Below are 17,244 nucleotides of genomic sequence, written 5' to 3' on the forward strand. Positions count from 1 at the left end.
GTTCTTAACACCAAACACTCGTTTTTAATACTCTTTATACATCTAATCCACCGAATTACAACCTGACTATGACTGTAGATAGTTTGATTGTGTTTTTATTCATTAACTCCAGTCCATTTCGTAATGATCTCCTTAACCTTAGAAGCCGATGTGGTCAAATGGTCCTGTTTTTCCTTCAACCAGCTTTCTAATTCTTCCTGTTCCTGTATTCGAACCTTGATTGTTTTTTCCATCCGGCTTGGGCTAGGTCCGCCTTGTAGGTCACGGATTCGAACAAAATATTCAGGACTCAAGCATCGTTTTAATTCTTCTTCAGTTAAAACAGATTCCTTACCTACAACCTTTTTCGATTGCTCGTTTAAAAGATCCAATGTTAAGGATTCTAATGAAATTTTTCCATTTTTCATTAATTCCTTAACTGTTGAACTTACCACATGGTGAGCCTGACGGAAGGATAGTCCATCTTTTCGCACAATGGTATCTGCCAATTCAGTGACGTTCGCAAAGCTTTCCTTTGCTCTTTTCAGCAGGGTTTCTTTATTCACTTCCATCGTGAGTAAAACAGATGTTAATAAATCATAGATGCCTCCGAGTCTTTCAATCGCTTTCCATATATATGGCTGCATATCATCCTCTGTATCAACAATATCTCCAAAAGGCGTATTGTGAACCATGAGTAAAACCGTCTGGCAATCGCCTGCTACACTAGATAAAAGGGCCCTCATATGCTCGATTGAAACAGGGTTTCTTTTTTGCGGCATGATGGAACTAATTTGTACATATGGTGCGGAAAGAAGAAATGCACCATACTCCTGGGTGCCCCATAGTAAGAAATCTTGCATCGATCTACCTAAATTTAATGCGGACAACTGAACGGCAGTGGCAGTCTCAGCTATATAATCTGCACCTGCAACAGCATCCCATGCATTATCAATCAGGTCCTCGAAGCCAAGAAGATCCTTCATCCGTTCTCGATTAATCCGAAATCCCGATGTTGTTAATGCCGCAGCTCCCATACTGCTGCGATTTACTGTTTTATAGGCTGCTTGAAGGCGATAAATATCACGTGTAAGCATGTCAGTCATCGCATTTAAGTAATGACTCAATGTGGTTGGCTGCGCCTGTTGGGTATGTGTATATCCAATCATCACGGTTTCTTTATGCTCGTCGGTCAATTCAATAAGACCTTCGCGAAGTGTTAACGCCTTTTCTATTAATATTAATAGTTTCTTTCGTAATGTCATGCGATAAATGGCAATCCCCATATCATTTCGGCTTCTAGCGATATGAAGATTTCCTGCAATATCACCTGCTTCCTCGATTAATGAATGTTCCACTTCAAAAAATAAATCTTCAAACTCACCCGTGTAGCTCCTTCTTTTAACATCTTCGATATCTACGTTTGAAACTGCTTTCGCAATTTTTTCTGCTTCTTCTTTTCCAACAAGCCCTTGTTCTACAAGCATGATTAAATGGGCATAATGGATTTCCACCATAGAGTCAATAAATTGTTGCTTTGCCTCAATATAGGCAGGTTCAAGTACCAAGGATGTATAGGTTTTAGAAGGAAAAGTAATACCTTCTTTTTTTAAGAATAGCTCTCGAAGTGAGATTTTCACATTGGTCCATCCCCTCTGTCTCTCAATATTTATAATTTAAAATATGAAAAAAATTTGCATTTGTGTTTTTACCCAGGCAAAGAGGGAATTAGTAAGAAATCTACAAAGGAATAGTAAATAAAAAAATGACGTGATCAGTTTCACGTCATTTTCTTAAGATTCCGGTGTTCTCAAATATTTCTATCGTATATTCCCGATTTAGGAAATGTGCATTTTTATGGAGTGATTTTTTTTACCACTTTATAAAGCTCACTTTCTATCTCTTTCAAAGTTCTTTGTTTCTTACATTCGCTTTACCTTTAAACATATAACGAATTCCTTTACCTGCCAGGGCCTCATCTGAATACCTGGGTAAAATATGAAAATGTGCATGAAAGATATGTTGCCCGCCAACTTCACCGCAATTCCAACCAAGGTTATATCCTTGCGGTTGGTATTCTTCATCTAAATATTTTTTTACTTCTTTAAGGAGAGTGTATGTTGCGTCCCATTCTTCTCGAGTCAAATCAAATGCGGTTTCTCTATGTTTAATTGGAACAATAAGACCTGCACCTTCTAGTTGACTACCTTTTATTTCGGATTGTTCCAACTGTAAAAACATACAATACTCATTACTAAGAATTACCCTTTGGCTAGGCTCTAGCTCTAAATTACAGAAAATACAATCTTTTACCATCATAAAACTCCTTGAAACTTAGGTTGATACTTCTTAATTCCACTATATTATTTAAAAATCCTGCTTTGTAAGCCAATTAGATCTGTACGCTACAGCATCCAAAGTCTTAGAGAAGAATCATTTCAAAAAGGTTGTTAAAAGGATATTAACAATGTAAAATTTATCCATATAGTTTAGGTGGGGGATGATCGATAATGGAACACGAATTAAAAGAGTTAATTAAGAAATGTGACCTTGCAATTAAAAACGAAGATTTTGATACATTAATGGATTACTATACAGATGATGCAGTATTAGTTGTTAAACCTGGAATGATTGCAAAGGGTAAAGATGAAATAAAAAAAGCGTTCATCGCCATTGCAAAATACTTTAATAACAGTATCGTACCAACACAGGGAGAGATGATTATACTAGAAGCAGGTGATACTGCTTTGGTTTTATCTCATACATTCCTTGAAGCTGATAAAGAGGATTCGGATTATTCCATGGATAGAAAGGCCACTTATGTATTTAAGAAAAATTCTCAAGGCAAATGGCTGTGTGCCATAGATAACTCATATGGTACAGAATTAATTGACACAGACTAATATATTTTCTAATGAGCAGTCTGGTTCGTAATAGAGTAACAAGCAAAGGTAAGATAAGCGGAGATTTTCCGGTTAAATGCAGAATGGAGCGCGTTACGGGGAAATTAAGCGGAAGTTTTCCGCTTAATCCAAGAAAAATCTCCCATTTTCGAATTTTTAAGTCAATAGGCGGAATATCTCCGTTTATTGAAGCTTTTTTTAATCCTAATTACGAATTAAGCGGAATTTCTCCCCCTATTTATCAACGAACAAGCTATTAACGTTTCTGACAAAAAATTGATTGCCAGCCTTCTTGTTCATTCTCTTCAAAATATAGAACCTTCCAATCTCCAAATTCTGTCAACAACTCATTTGACTTCAATTTATAATGGTCGGATACTCCTTGTTCCTCTGTGTACGGTGACTGATAGTAGGTTTCCATAAAGAAATAACCCCCATCTTTTAACACGTCTTTTACAATTGGAAACAGTGAACGGTCTAAGTAATAAGACATAACAATAAAGTCAAAGGGATTACTCGGCCAATTTAACGTATCCAAATCTGTAAGGTCCGTTACTCGAGGCTGCACACTTAAATTATCCTTGGCTGCCTGTTCTTGGACATAGTTGATTGCCACGTCTGAAATATCAATTGCCTCGACTTGATTGTTCATTCCTGCAAGGAACAAACTATTTCCTCCAAGACCACAAGCGATATCTAATGCCGTGCCGCCTTCCTTAAAATATGATGCCAGCCTCTTTAATCTTGGATTGGGTTGAGGTTCCTTTAGCTGAGTGATTCGATCGAGGTGTTTCAGATTCCATTTGTCCTTTGTATTCATACAAAAACCTCCGCTATATTTAATTCCTGGGGTAACTCTTGCATTTTAGTAGATTTTAACATATTTCTTAAATCTACGTATAATTCAAACTATTAAAATTACAATTTATTGCTTAAACAACTTACATTATCTGATCACAATAATATTGTGGTTATTCGGATTTAAATGCTTCAGTTGTTAATGTACTCTCCCACCAAAATTTAATAACATAGATTTTTTTATCTTTCTTTTTAATAGCTATAGGATTTGTGTACCATTTGAACCGATTAAAGTTCCTACATGGGTTCCTTGTATTATACTCTTCATTGCTCCTGCTCTATAGAACTCCTCCGCTCAATTTAATTAACACACGCTTATACATAATCCGCATCACCCTTTCTGAACATAAAAAAAGAACTAAAGCAATAAATAGCTTTAGTTCTTTGTAAAATGGAAAAATAAGGAATTACCGATCTTTAATCCTAGACACTATTAAAAATAGAAAATTCCTCCTTTTCCAAACATTTGATTTTCCCTAAATTATAATACATTCATTTATATATTCTCGTCACTACTTTTCATCTTAAAACTAACCGCTATTGTTTAGACGCTTAGTTATTTTCTGTGTTGGGTACCTTTAGGACAAAATTAACTATGTCCAACTATTGAATGTGGTACATATGGCTCTTCTAGATAGGCGACTTCTTCAGTCGTTAACTTTATGGATAGAGCACCTACGGCATCTTCAAGATGGGATAATTTCGTAGCTCCGATAATAGGAGATGTTACTGGTTCTTTCTGCAGCAGCCAGGCAAGTGCGATATGGGTACGCAGAACACCATATTTTTCTGCTAGGGCTGCAGCTCGTTCTACAACCACTCGATCAGCATCAGCAGTCGAATCATATTTAAATTTTTGAATTTGATCCGTCTCTGAACGCTGTGTGGTTTCAGACCAATCACGCGTCAATCTTCCCGACGCAAGCGGACTATATGGAGTTACCCCAATCCCTTCTTCCCTGCAAAGTGGCAGCATTTCTCTCTCCTCTTCACGGTAGATGAGGTTTAAATGATTCTGCATGGAAACAAACCTAGTCCATCCATTTTTCTCGGCTACATGTAATGCCTTTTGGAACTGCCATGCGTACATGGATGAAGCACCGATGTATCTTGCCTTACCCGCTTTCACCACATCATGCAATGCTTGCATTGTTTCTTCAATAGGAGTATGGTAATCCCAGCGGTGTATAATATAAAGGTCTACATACTCCGTTTTCAACCTTTTAAGACTTTTATCAATTTCACTCATAATAGCTTTTCGGGAAAGCCCAGAACCGTTTGGACCTTTATGCATTTGCCCATGTACTTTCGTTGCGATTACAACTTCATCTCGATTTGCATATTCCTTAAGTGCTCTTCCAAGGTATTCCTCGCTTGTTCCCAGAGAGTACACATTTGCTGTATCAAAAAAGTTAATTCCCAACTCGAGTGCTTTTTTGATAACGGGGCGAGAGTCCTGTTCGTTAAGTACCCACTGGTGAATCCATTTGCTAGCGTCACCAAAACCCATGCACCCCAGACATAATCGAGATACATCTAAGCCTGTGTTACCAAGTTTTACATATTCCATTTCTAATCACCCTCACCTTTTCAAAAAAATAATATAGTTAAACGCTGCTAATTACTTTCATTTTACTAAAATGGTCTTCTATTGATCGGAAAGCTTGATACGCGTCAATTCCCTCAGCCCTTATATGAAATGGAACCCCGGGCCTAATTCCCAATGACATAACATCCAATATAGACTGTGCTGAGTAATCTAATTCAACAGCAATCCCCTCATACTCGAGAACTAGTTTCGATAAATATTTAGCAGAAGTACTTACTAGCATACGTGCTGGACGGGCAAATCCTGTATTAGACATAATATGATATTGTTTTTCAATCATGTACACCTACTCCTATAGCTTCCTTAAAATACATTGGACTTTGTAAATTATGCAACAATTCAAAGAGAAAACGTTAGTTCATTCCTATCAAGTTTTTGCCTAATCCTATCAAAGGCATTTACATAGCAGACAAATATGAGCTAGAATGTGACTACATTGATTTAGGAGAATCCAATATGTCAGTAGAAATCAAAAAACAGCAGCTTGAGCTTGCCAAATTCATTGAACGTTATTCTGAGCTGGACGGGGTTCATCCCACTGCTATCCCATCTTTATTTTTAATCCGTGAATCGATTGTTACCGAACCCATTGCAAGAGTGAACGAAACATCCTTTTGCATAATCGTCCAAGGGGAGAAGGAAGTATGGTTAGCAGAGGAATGCTTTAGGTACGGTCCCGCGCAGTACATTGTAGCAGCTGCTGACTTGCCGGTTACCGGCCAAGTCATAAAAGCATCAGCTGACAGTCCCTATTTGGCTCTTAAACTTGAATTTTCACCTAATCAAATTTTAGAAGTTTTAAGCGATTCTACTACTCGATCAGGACAGAAAAAAAATGCCAAACGTGCGATGTTTGTCAGCAAAGTAGATCCAGCTCTGTTAGATGCTGTCATAAGGTTAGCCCGGCTGCTAGAAAATCCAAAACATATTCCGGTTCTAGCTCCTTTATTCACCAAGGAAATTCTATATTGGATTTTACAAGGTCCTCATGGTGAGTCTTTAGCACAAATGGCCATAAAGGGCAGCAACGGAGGACGGATAAAAGAGGTTATTGAACATATCATTAAAAACTTTGACGTCTCTTTTAAAATCGAGGAGCTTGCAGAAATAGCGAATATGAGTGTTGCTTCTCTTCATCGGCACTTTAAAGAGGTTACAGCTATGAGCCCCATTCAATTCCAAAAACAATTGAGACTCCAGGAAGCTAGGACCATGTTACTAGCGGATTCAACTGATATCGCTGATGTTGCATTTCGCGTAGGCTACGAAAGTCAATCACAATTCAGTCGGGAATATTCCCGCATGTTTGGCTACTCTCCAAGAGAAGATGTAAATCGGATGAAGGCGAAATTCAACCAAAGGATAAAAGCATAAATTGGAAAAGCCAATCTTCAAAGTTGGAAGAATGGCTTTTTCTTTTCATTTGTGAAGAAACATACTTAATAATCTGCTATAGATCGACAAAAACAAATCTAGTTTATAGACTTGAAGAATCGCTGAGAGAATTTAGTTTTGGTAGCAGGTTACATATTCGTCTTTCATTATCAAACTTTTACAAGCCAAACCATTTTCATGATAAATCTCTTTACCAATTTCTAATTTAATACTTCTATCAGAATCTGGATAATTAGGATCAGTATTTATAATGTAGAGTATATTTTCATCCACCCATTCCATTGAAAAATTACTCTTTGCGTCACTATAATAAATCGTTTGAACCTTATTTTTCTCATTCTTGTTTGTGATATCAACCCATACATTTACACCGCCAGCTGCACCACCATATAATTCATAATAAGCATTGGCTGTATATTCTCCAGTGGGTGAAGTGATAGGTCCAGGTCCTTTTTGTGTTGATTCTCTATCAATTTCTTTAAATGTAAAAAAGTACACTTCATATATATAGATGGAAGATATCAGAACAAATACAGACAACGTTGCAATCAGCAATTTTATAGGAAATGGTTTCTTTTTTATGTAAGAAATTGTTATTTTAGCACATAAAGTTGAAAATAATATTATGGTAATAAAAGAAAGGAAAAAACCGAAAATAACTAAAATGATAATCCCCCTATCTTGGTTAAACTATTTAGGTATGACAGGAACCCAAAGCTCATTATTAGGAACTCGATCTGGTGCTAAATGATTTTCAATGCATGGGAGGTCTGCCAATTCATATCCTGAAGCAGGCAGCCATTCAGTATACAGACGCCTCCATGCGTCTGTAATATTAGGAAAAACTGCCCATGTACTTCTCGGAATCACGAATTTCTCCATATCGCTGGGGATTTCAGTTATATAACGGCACCCCATAAAATAATCAAACTCTTCGTCAGTAATCACAGCTTGGTTTCCACATACACCTAATATCCCTTCCATTTTGCATTGTGGATTTTCCCATGACATATCAATTAGTCGTTGTAATAATCCATTCTTAGTGGCTTCTTCCCATAATCTTGGGATTGTATTAAACGATTCTTCTGTAACGACCTTTTGTTTAACTCCAACAATCTCAACCTCAAAATCTATTACTTCAATTCGAAAATCCACGCCAACATCCCCTTTTTACCCAGTTATACCTGTAGATTGATTCTTTAAAATTTTTGCGTATTGTTCGATTTCGTTTAAGATTCTTGCCCTGCCTTTTTCACTTTGTGTCCATTTGGTAGGAATAATATCTCGATGATCTTGGAGTGGTAATACATCTAGTACCTTTTCATTGCTTGCATAAATGGTAGCTAATAAATAGAATCGTTTACAAAAAAATGATTTTCCAGCCAATAAAATATTTTTATGAGGAGTGCCATTTAGATAATTAAATGCGGATTCAATTACACCTTCGACCCCTTTTTTTTCATTAATACTAGATGGAATTGGCATCATCTTTTCCTTTTCTATACCTCCATTTATTAATAATTGGGCATAATAATCAAACTCATTGCATTCTAAGAATGTATTATAAACGTTTGGAATCAAAATTAAATTAGCACCACAACTCTTATAATAGTCTAATAATTGTTTATTTAACTCTGGGAAATGACCCGGATGATAAAGAATGACATCGGGATATTCGAACTTATTCATTCTGTCCATAAATACCATTTCATCAATAAATTTTATTGTTTGATGATTCATCTGTAGCGATACCTCCTGCAAAAACTATAAATTACAAACTTTCTTATTCTCTAAAAAATTGGTAATTCCTTCTTTTTGAAAGGCTTTGTAACATAGTATCGAAATCTTTCAGGTAAAAAATATGGGAACATCCGATTTGGACGTTCCCGTTCTTATTTCATATAGCCCATATGGAATAACTGTAAAGCGAATGAAGCTTTTTTAAAAGCTGCGTTTCCCTGCCCAAGCTCCTTGCATTTTACTTAGGAATACAATTTGCCCAATATGATATGCGTCGTGCAATGCTAAACTCTTCAGTTCAAGCACTAATGAATGATCTTCTCCTGGGATTTGTCTATACAAATCTTCTTGTTCTGATTTTGCTAGTATTTTTCCAAGTTCACGATGAACATAAAAATATTCTTGTTTTGTTTCCTTCCAATTTTCTAACGTCTCAATTGGTAATCGGAATGTAGAATCATTGTTTTCTGCCTGTGGTTCATTCGCTGTTTCACCAAGAAATCGCATCATAAATCTCTTTTCATAGAAAAGTAAATGACAAACTAATTCCCAAATGGAATGTGCCCCCTCAACTGGTTTCCAAACTGCCTGTTCAAAAGTAATATCCTCTAGCACTTTTTCAAGTGGTGGAAACCAGTCTTCTTTATCTAAGCAGCTTGCCCATTGTTGTAACAAAATTGTCTTTACATCCATTTCTATTCCCTCCTAGGTTTCATCCATTTCTACTATGCCTTCAAAAATAAACGGAAAGCGAGTAAATCTGCTTCTGCAGGGTAGTCTATGTTTGTGAAGGTGTATTCTCATAAAATTAGCATCATATTCCCTATTAATAAACAAGGAAGTGGATAAATGAATCAGAGTTACGAACGAAATAAAGTTGGTGGCAATGCAGAAGAAAGTGACAACAATCAAGCTGGTAGTAATGCTAATCAAAGTACCAATGACCTTGGGGAAACTGCAGGAACTTTTAATGGAGCGATTGCAGGTGCTATGATAGGCTCTCAATTTGGACTAATTGGTACAGTAATTGGCGGTGTTTCAGGCGGTGCTATTGGTAACCAGATTGTGGAGGGGACTGATGCAGATGACGATTCCAATAATCATGGTTCTCAATAATAAGTAGCGCTTCGATTTTCTTAAGGATAATTTAATGAGGAAATATAAGTTTCCGCTAACCTTTGATGTTAAAGACTGTGCATGAGTTGTGTAACGGGTAAATTGTCTTAATGGAAGAACTCAATAATGGGTTCTTTTTCTTTTGATATACGGTTCTTCTCTTTGGATGGCAATGCACTTTCATACCTGTGTATTCTAATTGAGTTTTAACTCAGAATGGATTTTCCCCTTTTATAAAAGGGATAAAGATTACATAATTTGAACCAATAAACAAAAGCCAAAATAGAATCGATGTAAATCGATGTTTAAAGAGTTCACTCTCCTTATAGATACACAAACCAACAATTATCGTGTAAAAGACAAATAAAATATAAGAAACTCCAACCCAGTTTACCCATACATTTCCAGTAAATTGTATTCCAAAGTTCTCGTAAATAGGACTTAAAATATAAACTGTTAAAAGTAACCCGATTGCTAAAATTGTAAAGATTTCAATCAATCTAAGTACAACTATTTTCAAAACACTCAACTGATTCACCCCATAACGAATATCCCTCAATGAAAATTATACAAAGGTATTTCCTAATCTCAACCAAGATGATGATTTAAAATGAATTTAATAGAGGGACTATTATGATTGATAAAACTAGACTTATTAAGAATGTCACCAGCCAATCCCTTTTTTTCGTCGTCTTAAGTAGTATATTCAGCAGCGAACCAAAAAAAATACAAATTAAAAGTGCGGACAAAACCATAATAAGAAATTCCATAAAATACACCTCGGATAAACAAAAAGTTGGTTAACCTATTTCCAAAAGTACTGTTAATAAATACTTCGATTCAGTCGCCTCCTAAACCTTCTTTCTAAAACAACTTTACGCTTTTCGACTACACTGCCCCGCTAGAATACAAAAAGCTACCGTATCGGCAGCTCTGATTAATTCACTTTATTAATTTTTTTTATCCTTAGGTGCACATATATGAAACTTTAAATAAATTAACAGTGAACAATTTCTGTTCACTCAATTAATAATTAACCATTAGTATACATAGATGTTGACCGTTGAGGCACCTGCTAGGAGATTCACTTCAACCACCGAAGCGAATACCACAAATATTTAACACACAAAACGCTTGGGGTAATCCAAGCGTTTTTGCAAACGAGAATTCACCGAACTTAAACCTTCCAATAAAGCCGTTAAGATCTGCGTGACCTGTCCTTGAAGTTACTGCTGAATGATTTGAATAAGGTTACCGCAAGTATCGTCGAAAACAGCTATTGTGACATCGCCCATTTTTGTCGGCTCCATAGTAAACTTCACGCCGTTTTCCAGTAATCGGTGATACTCTTTTTCAATATCTTCAACGCCAAACATGGTTGCTGGAATGCCTTCAGAAGCTATCTTTGATTGATACTCCTTTGCGGCAGGATGGACATTCGGTTCGAGCAAAAGTTCAGTACCGTTTTGTTCATCGGGTGAAACAAGTGTTATCCACCTATATTCTCCGGTAGGAACGTCATGCTTTTTTACAAAGCCAAGCTTTTCTGTATAAAACCTCAATGCTTTATCTTGATCGTCAACAAATAAACTGGTAACAACGATTTTCATACTGTATCTGCCTCCTTTGATATCTTCATACTACTGTTTACTCTATCCATCCTTTTAGCAAATCTTTTAGTGGTTCATTGTTGAATACAATTACACGATACTTTCCCTTTCTTTTTGATTTTACGAGACCTGCGTCTTCCAATACTGAAAGATGTTTAGCTATTGCTTGTCTAGAAATGGCAAGGTCGTATTTCATGATAAGACGTACCGTTAATTCATACAGCGTTAACTCGTTGCGTTCGGTTAGTTCGTCTAAAATGAGCCGCCGAGTCGAGTCACTTAGTGCTTTAAATATGGCGTCTTTGTCCCAATTCATATCCCAAGTATACGCAACCCGGCGGTTGCTTGTCAAATACAAGTAACCGTTGGGTTGCATGACATAAAGAGTTCTATCATGGAATTTGGACACTGTTTACCCAAAGCATTTAGCCCTGTCTACTTCTTCCAACTCATAAAAAAAATGAAAGAGAGTCTCCAAGACTCTCTTTAACAACGATTGATTACCATAAAAAATCTAAGATATTGGATTGGATAAGATTCGTATCAATGTTACAGGTTTCTCCATCAATTCCATATTGCCAAATCGAGACTGGAACGTTTTCAGGTGCGCCTGGCTGAAATTCTGGGGCATTCGCCTGGGGAGTTACGCCAGGATCAGGGTTACTACTCCAGATGATCGTTTGGGATTGAATATTCTGATTAGCGGCAATAGCGGCCTGGTATGCGGCAGTAAGGGCACTTTCGTTGGTAAAGATCCCGTAGATACCGGGCTTATACGGCGAACCCTGTAAGGTTTCGACCCATCCACGGATAAACGCTTCATCTACTGGGTAAGTCGGTTCAATATCTGCGAAGATCGCTTTCCCCTCCGGGATTCCTATTTGTTGCGCATAGGCAATCGCTGCCTGAGCCTCTTGAGCCCCGCCTTCATAGGTTGTCGCGTTTGTAAAATGGTTGTAAATGGGGATAATCTTAATCCCTTGTTGATGAAGAAGCTCCACTTCTTCCGGTGTCAAACCAGTTGATACCCCTTCTTTGGTCTCCAAATATCTTCCAAAGACAGTAGGCATCCCATAGTTATCAACGACACATTGTAAAAAAGCTTGGTCTAGCGGACTAGCGGTATCGACTCCCCATAAAATTTGTGGCGGCTCCTGCGGTGGCGGTGCCGGTTGAGGCTCTGGTTCTGGTTGTGGTTCTGGTTGTGGTTGTGGTGGTTCATCTGGCGCCTCCCCCTCATTACCGGTCTCTGTTACAGTTTGCGGTTCTTTCACAGGTTCTGTACTTGTTGGCGTGGAATCGTGACGAAGAAAAACAAGGAGTATTAAAAGAACGAGGAAAGTACTTAGCAATATGATCCAAAACAATTTACCTGTTTTCATTTTTTCGCCTCCATGCGACTGAGTTCTATCTCAATTTATTCGGACAGTCGTATGGAAGCGTGAGGATTTGTACCCACGCCTTTAGATTGAAAAATGCCTATTTATCAAATAGTTAACATAATATGATTATATTTCTACAATACTATAATTCTTATATATTAATGAATAACTATTCATTTTGTGTTAAAATTTTACAAAGGAAAGGTTTTGGGAGGTTTCATTATATGTTGCTTAAGAAGAATTTCGGCCAACAAATCATAAATGGTGTTCAAGCTGGAAACGGTACCGTAGCATTTCAAGGGGTAAAATTAAATGTTCATAGCTTCGTCCTAGACGGTGTTCTCATTGATACAGGTTCCGCTTCATTAGAAAAGGAGTTTCAACCATTTTTTAAACAACAAGACATCAATCAAGTGGTCATCACACATTTTCATGAAGATCATACAGGCTGTGCGGCATTTTTACAAAAAGAAATGAATCTACCAATATATATGAATGATACGAAGCTTGAATATTGTAAAAAGAAGCCTGATTATCCTATGTATCGAAAGGTTTTCTGGGGGAAGCGCCAGCCATTCCATGCAAACTCCATCGGTAAAACTTTTTCATCCCGAAATGCGACTTGGGACGTAATTGACACACCAGGTCATGCCATCGATCATGTAGCGTTTTTAAATCGTGAAACAGGACAACTATTTACTGGAGATTTGTATTGCCAGGAAAAAACAAAGGTTATTTTACGAGAAGAAAGCATTCCAACCATTATCGAATCGTTAAGAAGAGTATTAACCTATGATTTCGGAGATGTATTTTGCTGCCATGCTGGCTTTTTAGAAGATGGGCGTGCTGCATTACAGAGAAAGCTAGATTATTTGTTAGAGCTCCAAGATAAAATTATCAAGCACTACCAAGATGGCATGACACCTAGTCAAATTAGCAAAACCCTTTTTCCAAAAAAATATCCGATCATCTTTCTTTCTAGAGGAGAATGGGAATCTATACATATTATTAACTCGATTATTCAAGATCTTTGATAGAAGTATGATTGATTATCGCTTTATGAACCTTGATTGTAGTAGAAATTTATAATAAATAGAAATACTTTTATTGTCCTCCATAAAAATCTTTTATCGTTTGGTGTTTTTTCTAAAGCCAATTCTCCAATTTATAGTGATAATATTTTATGAATTGGAAAAAATAGAACTTAGGAACGGAGGGATTGTAAATGTTTGTGAAAAAATGGTTAATTGGATTCGTCGTTTTGCTTGCGATGATTGTGGTTGTGACCACTCCAGGCTCACTCGGCGTATTTGCCGAAACCGGTGTCGTAACACGACCTATGGAGACGGTGAAACCGATTGAGATCGAGTTGAACGATGATTACTTTAATCCAAAAGTCATCACTATTTCCAATGGAAGAACGACAACGTTGGTATTGAAAAACAAAGGTGCGAAAGAACACACATTCACAGTGGAAAAGCTCGGAATTGACGCGGAAGTCCAGCCGGGAAAAGAAAAAACCATTACCGTGAAACCGACAAACCCGGGTACATATGAACTGATATGTCGGTACCATTTCAATGAAGGAATGGTGGGAAAAGTAATAGTCAAATAACAAGCAGGGCCAATCTGGCCTTGCTTTTTTAACAGGCAACGGTAGCAAATTGGGAACAAAGATTTCATGATACTTCTCTGGAATCATAATATTAGCTTTAGTCTAGATGTTTCTACCATCATGTGTATGTCTTTTATCGGAACCGCACCCTAAACCTCTTTCTATTCTTTTAAAATGTTTAGCAAATACTAAATACATATTGTTTTCTGATGGAGTGATTTGAGTGTCTCGTAAAAAAGGTAGTTCAATGCATTTCTTCTTGCTATTTGTTATTATACTTGTTGCTATTTGGTCTCTGATTAAGCCTGAGGAAGGTTACATGGTTTTATTGATGGAAGTTTTTCCTTCAGTATTCGTTTTATTATTCTTGATATCAAGATACAACAAATTTCGCCTTACCACTGTTTCCTATGCTATTATTACTCTTCTTGCTATTTTAACGTTTATAGGAGGGCACTATTCCTATTCTAAAGTTCCCCTTTTTACATGGATCAAAGATTACTTTGATTTACAAAGAAACAACTATGATCGGTTTGGTCATTTTCTTAAGGGGCTTATGGTCATAATTATAATAGAGATATTATTAAGGAAAACAGCTTTATATAAAAGTAAAACGACAAATTTTATTGCTATATGTATAACACTATCAATCGGGGCTTTCTACGAAATCATTGAATGGGCAAGTACAAAAATAGGGAAAGAAGGCAAAGCTACCAAAGATTTTTTAGGAATGCAAGGAGATATATGGGACGCCCAGTGGGATATGACATGTTTATTAGTGGGTTCCATTCTTTCACTTTTTTTTATACAGATCCTTTATAAAGGATTGGAAAAATTAAAATAATGGGTTGCCATAATTCCTTTTGTAAAAAAACATCATTTACTTATGATGTGGTTCACCGTACCATAAGTAAATGAGGTTTTATTTTTGCTTATATTGTTAGAATTTCCTTAATAACCACTAAAAAGAGAAAACCGAACCGTTCTTCAATTCTGCCCGATTCTCCCCTTAATCACCAGTCATTTTGCAGTACCTCCATGGAAAACTCCCACGTTTTTCCTTTGTCGTTTGAAATGAATTTCCCTTTACTTTCCCACCTTCGTAGTCCCCATTAGGACCCTGATTGATATAAATGGCCAAGTGATCTTCTTCTTTAAACGGACTTCAGCCATCACAAAGATTTCATGGTACTTCTCTGGAATCACAATAGTTGCTTTACTCCAGGAGTTTCCTCTATCTTGTGTGATGTAAAGATCGGGTTCTACAGGATTAAGGATTCCCAATGATAAGAAGCCTGTGTTTTCATCAACAAAGCCTCCATCATAAATCAATCGAGTAACACCAGGATGGGTCGTCTCTTTCCATTGCCTACCGCCATCATTGGTAATATAAACGGTTGTCCATTCTTGTGACATCGTTCGATCTCCTGAAATGATGACATAGCCAAACGTATCATTTAAAAATTCAACCTTCCGAAAACGGATTGGCGGATATTGAGCTGTAACGACACTATCTTCCCACGTGTCTCCTTGGTTTAGAGAATATTTCAATTTAACGCTGTCACCTTCAGTATATAAAAAGGAAGCACGTTTTTGCGTTAGTATATAGCTATTCTCTATAAGTTCTTGTTCGTCCCCATTGTATTCTCCTGAAAATAGCTTAGCTTTTTCAACAGGAACTAGAACCCAATCACTTCCTTTATTGAAGGTAATTTGTAATTGGTCGTTTTGTAACGAGTTACCAATTGAATCATCTTCAAAAATGGGCGCAATGGACTAAGTTGTGGTGGTTCTGATCCTTTTGCTTCCTGCTTTTCAATTGGTTGATTCTGTCTAGGCGAAGTTAATTCTGGGTGCTTTTCAAAAAAATAAGTTGCCACCATTACTCCAACGATTATCATAATCATTGTACCAATGATATAACTTTTCACACTGAAATACTCCTTTTATCATGCTTATCCTTTTACCATTCTACTAGAGTTAGCAAAATATGCCATAAAAAAGCCAGGACCCATTTTTATTAGGATGGATCCTGGCTCTAATATATAGGTTTACATAATATTATTACAGGAAGTTAGGTCTATAATTTTGCTTGTACCGACTGTAACTTCCGCTCCATTGTATTTTCCTTATCGCGTCGATCATCAATGCGAATGTTCGTGCAAACCCTCTGAAGACCTTTTTGAAACGGAACCTCATGTAGTTCGTGAACAATCTCCAGCAAAAGTTTTAAATCACCTTCGATTAACGTACTCATTGGAGTTAATTGATACTTCACCTGACCTTCATACTGTTGTAATACTTTATGTATTTCAGCTACATACTTACTAACACTAGGTGTGCCAGTCCCAACCGGAATCACTGTAATATCAACAATTGCCATTTTACTACCTCCTAATTTCTTCATTCTGCTTTAGGATAGCATGAAAATAAGCAGATCAAAAATCTAAAGAACCATCTCACCAGTCTTGGTTTCCCATCGTAAATAAAAAGTGTAACCAAAATGACTATATAATAGTACATTAATTTGATAGTCATTTTTATTATGATAAAAGGGAAAAGAAAGGTAAGTGAACATGTTGAAAAATAGACTAAAATTTATCGGCTCTCTTTTTCGTCAAAAAAAAGAATCAAGTCTCCAAACGAAAATTCTAAAAGCGACCAATGGAATAAAGACAATCCCCCTAACGGTTCAAGTTGCTGATACTCCCAAAAAAAGAGACAAGGGCTTAATGTTTGTTGAACAATTACCCGAAAACGAGGGGATGCTATTTGTGTTTTCAGGTAAAACATATGGTGGATTCTGGATGAAAAACACGTTCATTCCTTTATCGATTGCTTTTCTTGATTCAGATGGTAAAATTCTAAAAATACTAGATATGATGCCTTGTAAAGAAGATTTCTGCCCTACTTATGATCCGGAACTTACTTATCATTATGCTCTTGAAGTGAATCTTGGATGGTTTGAAAAAAATCAAATCAAAGAAGGTGATTTTATAAAGTTTTGATTACTATCTGTTTCACCTACCAATTTAGA

At 36.7% G+C, this 17,244-nt stretch carries 23 protein-coding genes and 1 pseudogene; 8 read left to right on the forward strand and 16 right to left on the reverse strand.

Translation table 11 applies throughout. From position 1 onward, the window contains the following. Positions 1–95: 95 nt before the first annotated feature. Both argH and F4694_RS05010 read right to left on the reverse strand, forming a co-directional pair. Entirely contained in the window at positions 96–1,619 is a 1,524-nt protein-coding gene (argH, locus tag F4694_RS05005) for an argininosuccinate lyase (RefSeq protein ID WP_179595790.1), read from the reverse strand. A gap of 265 nt (positions 1,620–1,884) precedes the next feature. Continuing rightward, a complete protein-coding gene (locus F4694_RS05010; RefSeq protein WP_179595791.1) occupies positions 1,885–2,295 on the reverse strand; it encodes an HIT family protein in 411 nt (136 codons plus the stop codon). A 194-nt stretch (positions 2,296–2,489) separates the two neighbouring features. On the opposite strand from F4694_RS05010, the gene F4694_RS05015 reads away from it, so the two are divergent. After that, complete coding sequence (locus tag F4694_RS05015) at positions 2,490–2,882, forward strand: YybH family protein (protein ID WP_179595792.1); 393 nt, start codon at positions 2,490–2,492, stop codon at positions 2,880–2,882. A gap of 83 nt (positions 2,883–2,965) precedes the next feature. After that, positions 2,966–3,142 carry a hypothetical protein gene (locus F4694_RS31705; protein ID WP_218895519.1) on the forward strand — a complete coding sequence of 59 codons (177 nt, stop codon included), beginning with the start codon at positions 2,966–2,968 and terminating at the stop codon, positions 3,140–3,142. On the opposite strand, the gene F4694_RS05020 is transcribed toward F4694_RS31705, so the two are convergent. The 3 genes from F4694_RS05020 to F4694_RS05030 form a co-directional block, all read right to left on the reverse strand. Further along, the gene (locus tag F4694_RS05020) at positions 3,139–3,702 is read right to left on the reverse strand and encodes a class I SAM-dependent methyltransferase (protein ID WP_179595793.1); all 564 of its coding nucleotides are present in this window, start codon (positions 3,700–3,702) and stop codon (positions 3,139–3,141) included. The two genes, F4694_RS31705 and F4694_RS05020, sit on opposite strands and share 4 nt — an antisense overlap. Positions 3,703–4,329: 627 nt before the next feature. Continuing rightward, the gene (locus F4694_RS05025; protein ID WP_179595794.1) at positions 4,330–5,310 is read right to left on the reverse strand and encodes an aldo/keto reductase; all 981 of its coding nucleotides are present in this window, start codon (positions 5,308–5,310) and stop codon (positions 4,330–4,332) included. A gap of 37 nt (positions 5,311–5,347) precedes the next feature. Continuing rightward, complete coding sequence (locus F4694_RS05030; RefSeq protein ID WP_179595795.1) at positions 5,348–5,629, reverse strand: HPr family phosphocarrier protein; 282 nt, start codon at positions 5,627–5,629, stop codon at positions 5,348–5,350. Between the two features lie 176 nt (positions 5,630–5,805). Here F4694_RS05030 and F4694_RS05035 point away from each other — a divergent pair, with 176 nt between their 5' ends. Then, on the forward strand, positions 5,806–6,723 hold the full coding sequence (locus F4694_RS05035) for an AraC family transcriptional regulator (protein ID WP_179595796.1): 918 nt from the start codon (positions 5,806–5,808) through the stop codon (positions 6,721–6,723). A gap of 132 nt (positions 6,724–6,855) precedes the next feature. Here the strand turns inward: F4694_RS05035 and F4694_RS05040 are convergent, their stop codons facing one another. From F4694_RS05040 to F4694_RS05055, 4 genes and pseudogenes are all read right to left on the reverse strand, one after another. Next, positions 6,856–7,284 carry a DUF5412 domain-containing protein gene (locus F4694_RS05040; RefSeq protein ID WP_257029131.1) on the reverse strand — a complete coding sequence of 143 codons (429 nt, stop codon included), beginning with the start codon at positions 7,282–7,284 and terminating at the stop codon, positions 6,856–6,858. A 150-nt stretch (positions 7,285–7,434) separates the two neighbouring features. Then, a pseudogene (locus tag F4694_RS32015) lies at positions 7,435–7,914 on the reverse strand (GyrI-like domain-containing protein); the annotation flags it as partial. Continuing rightward, positions 7,915–8,484: a hypothetical protein gene (locus F4694_RS32020; protein WP_179595798.1), complete on the reverse strand. Its 570-nt coding sequence runs from the start codon at positions 8,482–8,484 to the stop codon at positions 7,915–7,917. It lies immediately after the preceding pseudogene. Positions 8,485–8,685: 201 nt separating this feature from the next. Further along, positions 8,686–9,177: a DinB family protein gene (locus F4694_RS05055; RefSeq protein ID WP_179595799.1), complete on the reverse strand. Its 492-nt coding sequence runs from the start codon at positions 9,175–9,177 to the stop codon at positions 8,686–8,688. Positions 9,178–9,333: 156 nt separating this feature from the next. Between F4694_RS05055 and F4694_RS32025 the strand changes: the two genes are divergently transcribed. After that, on the forward strand, positions 9,334–9,600 hold the full coding sequence (locus tag F4694_RS32025; RefSeq protein WP_257029132.1) for a glycine zipper 2TM domain-containing protein: 267 nt from the start codon (positions 9,334–9,336) through the stop codon (positions 9,598–9,600). A gap of 211 nt (positions 9,601–9,811) precedes the next feature. On the opposite strand, the gene F4694_RS05065 is transcribed toward F4694_RS32025, so the two are convergent. From F4694_RS05065 to F4694_RS05080, 4 genes are all read right to left on the reverse strand, one after another. Beyond that, positions 9,812–10,129, reverse strand: coding sequence for a hypothetical protein (locus tag F4694_RS05065; protein ID WP_179595800.1), 318 nt, complete (start codon positions 10,127–10,129; stop codon positions 9,812–9,814). 697 nt (positions 10,130–10,826) lie between these two features. Continuing rightward, on the reverse strand, positions 10,827–11,210 hold the full coding sequence (locus F4694_RS05070; protein WP_179595801.1) for a VOC family protein: 384 nt from the start codon (positions 11,208–11,210) through the stop codon (positions 10,827–10,829). A 37-nt stretch (positions 11,211–11,247) separates the two neighbouring features. After that, positions 11,248–11,526 (reverse strand): ArsR/SmtB family transcription factor, encoded by a 279-nt coding sequence (locus tag F4694_RS05075; RefSeq protein ID WP_179596023.1) that lies wholly within the window; start codon positions 11,524–11,526, stop codon positions 11,248–11,250. A gap of 184 nt (positions 11,527–11,710) precedes the next feature. After that, positions 11,711–12,592 (reverse strand): glycoside hydrolase domain-containing protein, encoded by an 882-nt coding sequence (locus tag F4694_RS05080; protein ID WP_179595802.1) that lies wholly within the window; start codon positions 12,590–12,592, stop codon positions 11,711–11,713. Positions 12,593–12,816: 224 nt separating this feature from the next. Between F4694_RS05080 and F4694_RS05085 the strand changes: the two genes are divergently transcribed. From F4694_RS05085 to F4694_RS05095, 3 genes are all read left to right on the forward strand, one after another. Continuing rightward, the gene (locus F4694_RS05085; protein ID WP_179595803.1) at positions 12,817–13,626 is read left to right on the forward strand and encodes an MBL fold metallo-hydrolase; all 810 of its coding nucleotides are present in this window, start codon (positions 12,817–12,819) and stop codon (positions 13,624–13,626) included. Positions 13,627–13,817: 191 nt separating this feature from the next. Continuing rightward, positions 13,818–14,207: a cupredoxin domain-containing protein gene (locus F4694_RS05090; RefSeq protein ID WP_179595804.1), complete on the forward strand. Its 390-nt coding sequence runs from the start codon at positions 13,818–13,820 to the stop codon at positions 14,205–14,207. Positions 14,208–14,430: 223 nt separating this feature from the next. After that, positions 14,431–15,051 carry a DUF2238 domain-containing protein gene (locus F4694_RS05095; protein WP_308806280.1) on the forward strand — a complete coding sequence of 207 codons (621 nt, stop codon included), beginning with the start codon at positions 14,431–14,433 and terminating at the stop codon, positions 15,049–15,051. Between the two features lie 242 nt (positions 15,052–15,293). On the opposite strand, the gene F4694_RS05100 is transcribed toward F4694_RS05095, so the two are convergent. The 3 genes from F4694_RS05100 to F4694_RS05110 all read right to left on the reverse strand — a co-directional run bounded on the left by F4694_RS05100 (position 15,294) and on the right by F4694_RS05110 (position 16,590). Continuing rightward, the gene (locus tag F4694_RS05100) at positions 15,294–15,758 is read right to left on the reverse strand and encodes a WD40/YVTN/BNR-like repeat-containing protein (protein ID WP_179595805.1); all 465 of its coding nucleotides are present in this window, start codon (positions 15,756–15,758) and stop codon (positions 15,294–15,296) included. Positions 15,759–15,886: 128 nt separating this feature from the next. Continuing rightward, positions 15,887–16,138 (reverse strand): hypothetical protein, encoded by a 252-nt coding sequence (locus F4694_RS05105; RefSeq protein WP_179595806.1) that lies wholly within the window; start codon positions 16,136–16,138, stop codon positions 15,887–15,889. A 149-nt stretch (positions 16,139–16,287) separates the two neighbouring features. Then, positions 16,288–16,590: an MTH1187 family thiamine-binding protein gene (locus tag F4694_RS05110; RefSeq protein WP_179595807.1), complete on the reverse strand. Its 303-nt coding sequence runs from the start codon at positions 16,588–16,590 to the stop codon at positions 16,288–16,290. Positions 16,591–16,783: 193 nt separating this feature from the next. Between F4694_RS05110 and F4694_RS05115 the strand changes: the two genes are divergently transcribed. Next, entirely contained in the window at positions 16,784–17,215 is a 432-nt protein-coding gene (locus tag F4694_RS05115) for a DUF192 domain-containing protein (RefSeq protein WP_179595808.1), read from the forward strand. The last annotated feature ends 29 nt before the right edge of the window (positions 17,216–17,244 follow it).

The sequence above is a fragment of the Neobacillus driksii genome (assembly GCF_013409995.1).
GTDB classification, from domain to species: domain Bacteria; phylum Bacillota; class Bacilli; order Bacillales; family Cytobacillaceae; genus Neobacillus; species Neobacillus driksii.

Bases quoted from the DNA above. Each gene is read 5' to 3' on its own strand.
- F4694_RS05025 (WP_179595794.1), bottom strand. From the start codon at position 5,310: ATGGAATATGTAAAACTTGGTAACACAGGCTTAGATGTATCTCGATTA.
- F4694_RS32020 (WP_179595798.1), bottom strand. From the start codon at position 8,484: ATGAATCATCAAACAATAAAATTTATTGATGAAATGGTATTTATGGAC.
- F4694_RS05030 (WP_179595795.1), bottom strand. From the start codon at position 5,629: ATGATTGAAAAACAATATCATATTATGTCTAATACAGGATTTGCCCGT.
- F4694_RS05035 (WP_179595796.1), top strand. From the start codon at position 5,806: ATGTCAGTAGAAATCAAAAAACAGCAGCTTGAGCTTGCCAAATTCATT.
- F4694_RS05080 (WP_179595802.1), bottom strand. From the start codon at position 12,592: ATGAAAACAGGTAAATTGTTTTGGATCATATTGCTAAGTACTTTCCTC.
- F4694_RS31705 (WP_218895519.1), top strand. From the start codon at position 2,966: ATGGAGCGCGTTACGGGGAAATTAAGCGGAAGTTTTCCGCTTAATCCA.
- F4694_RS05075 (WP_179596023.1), bottom strand. From the start codon at position 11,526: ATGAATTGGGACAAAGACGCCATATTTAAAGCACTAAGTGACTCGACT.
- F4694_RS05110 (WP_179595807.1), bottom strand. From the start codon at position 16,590: ATGGCAATTGTTGATATTACAGTGATTCCGGTTGGGACTGGCACACCT.
- F4694_RS05090 (WP_179595804.1), top strand. From the start codon at position 13,818: ATGTTTGTGAAAAAATGGTTAATTGGATTCGTCGTTTTGCTTGCGATG.
- F4694_RS05020 (WP_179595793.1), bottom strand. From the start codon at position 3,702: ATGAATACAAAGGACAAATGGAATCTGAAACACCTCGATCGAATCACT.
- F4694_RS05010 (WP_179595791.1), bottom strand. From the start codon at position 2,295: ATGGTAAAAGATTGTATTTTCTGTAATTTAGAGCTAGAGCCTAGCCAA.
- F4694_RS05055 (WP_179595799.1), bottom strand. From the start codon at position 9,177: ATGGATGTAAAGACAATTTTGTTACAACAATGGGCAAGCTGCTTAGAT.
- F4694_RS32025 (WP_257029132.1), top strand. From the start codon at position 9,334: ATGAATCAGAGTTACGAACGAAATAAAGTTGGTGGCAATGCAGAAGAA.
- F4694_RS05070 (WP_179595801.1), bottom strand. From the start codon at position 11,210: ATGAAAATCGTTGTTACCAGTTTATTTGTTGACGATCAAGATAAAGCA.
- F4694_RS05085 (WP_179595803.1), top strand. From the start codon at position 12,817: ATGTTGCTTAAGAAGAATTTCGGCCAACAAATCATAAATGGTGTTCAA.
- F4694_RS05115 (WP_179595808.1), top strand. From the start codon at position 16,784: ATGTTGAAAAATAGACTAAAATTTATCGGCTCTCTTTTTCGTCAAAAA.
- F4694_RS05015 (WP_179595792.1), top strand. From the start codon at position 2,490: ATGGAACACGAATTAAAAGAGTTAATTAAGAAATGTGACCTTGCAATT.